Origin of the sequence: Acidovorax sp. Root267 (genome assembly GCF_001429215.1) — a bacterium.
GTDB lineage: Bacteria > Pseudomonadota > Gammaproteobacteria > Burkholderiales > Burkholderiaceae_C > Acidovorax > Acidovorax radicis.
Genome location: NZ_LMJC01000026.1, coordinates 1 through 1,260 on the forward strand (window position 1 = coordinate 1; position 1,260 = coordinate 1,260).

1 protein-coding gene is annotated in these 1,260 nt (G+C 58.0%); it reads right to left on the reverse strand.

What is annotated here, in order from left to right; genetic code table 11:
- Positions 1 to 488: 488 nt before the first annotated feature.
- The gene (locus ASE39_RS16415; protein ID WP_140426814.1) at positions 489 to 1,139 is read right to left on the reverse strand and encodes a hypothetical protein; all 651 of its coding nucleotides are present in this window, start codon (positions 1,137 to 1,139) and stop codon (positions 489 to 491) included.
- Between the last annotated feature and the right edge of the window lie 121 nt (positions 1,140 to 1,260).

The following is a 1,260-nucleotide window of genomic DNA, read 5'->3' on the forward strand; positions in this document are numbered from 1 at the left end:
CGCCTTCGATGAATCGCTTCATGGGCACCTCGCTCGAATCAGGTGCCGCAATTTTAGTTTTGGGTAGCGGGTTAGGGTTGGGTTTTCACACAGCCTCGGCCTGAAGCGGAAATACACTGGTCGCCTCTTTAGGAACGAGCTCCAAAAATTCGCTTCGACCTATTCACCGACGATGGCAAAGAAGATGAGAAATGGCTTCCTATTGCCCGAAATACGTGAAAGTAGGCGCTTGAAGAGGGTGAGCATGACAAGTCCTGTGGCGTCGAATTTCATGCCAACAATTTCCCGTCCATGCAAGTTTTCCTCTAACTCTAAAGGGGCAGAATGCCCAGAGCGTTGCATCCAGGGCGTGAGATCTCTTTCTTCCCCCAGTAGGATTTGAAACCGTGAGAAAGCCTCGATATGGGCTCAGACCCTAAACCCTTGTTCAAACGGTCTAGCCGACCTAGACATGATTGAAATCCCAGGCAGCGCATTCGAAGGCTGAGCTAGAGGTGAGGGAAATGCTCCTGATCCAGCCCCATCTCCAACCGCTTCATGAGCCCCCAAGCGAGCCCCAAGTCGCCCTCTGCGGGTTGTGCTTCCAGATGTGGGCGTGACACCTCCACGGACCCCAGGTACAGATCCTTGCGCCGCTGCCCTTTTACAGCCACTTCAAGGCTGTCCAGCGGCGGCAAACACAAGGCCTCGCGCCGTGGCACTGACGCGGCCATGGACAGCCCCTTGGGGTCGAAGTCGAAGAACGCCAGCACGGGCCGATGGTCCTGGACCAGCAGCTCGTTCGCCACATCCGTGCGGAAGTACCCCGGTGCCCCCCGGAACAGCGCCAGCGCGGGGCGCCCCTTGAGGAATCCCGCCAGCCACTGGTATTCGTGCAGCCGCAGCATGGGCTCCAAGTTCTCGCAGAACACCAGTACCTCGTAGGGCAAGGCCAGCGCTTGGCGCACATCCATGCACAGCATGCTGCCCATGGGAATTTGAACCCCCGGCAGTCCCAACGGCACCACCGCCACCAGGCCATCAGAGACGCGCAGGGCGCCCCATTTCTCGGATTCACCAGGTTGCACCTGACTGCGCGGTACCGGCTCCGACTGCCGCGATGGCTCAAAGCCCCGCGCTTTGAGCAGATTGCGCACCACCTCAAAGTCTCTCTGGGTGTAGACCTGTTGGTGCCGATGCAATCTTGACCAGCTAAACCGCAAAGTGCCAATCCAATATTGACCAGGGTGTTCCACTGACCTGCTGAGAATTTCAGCAGGG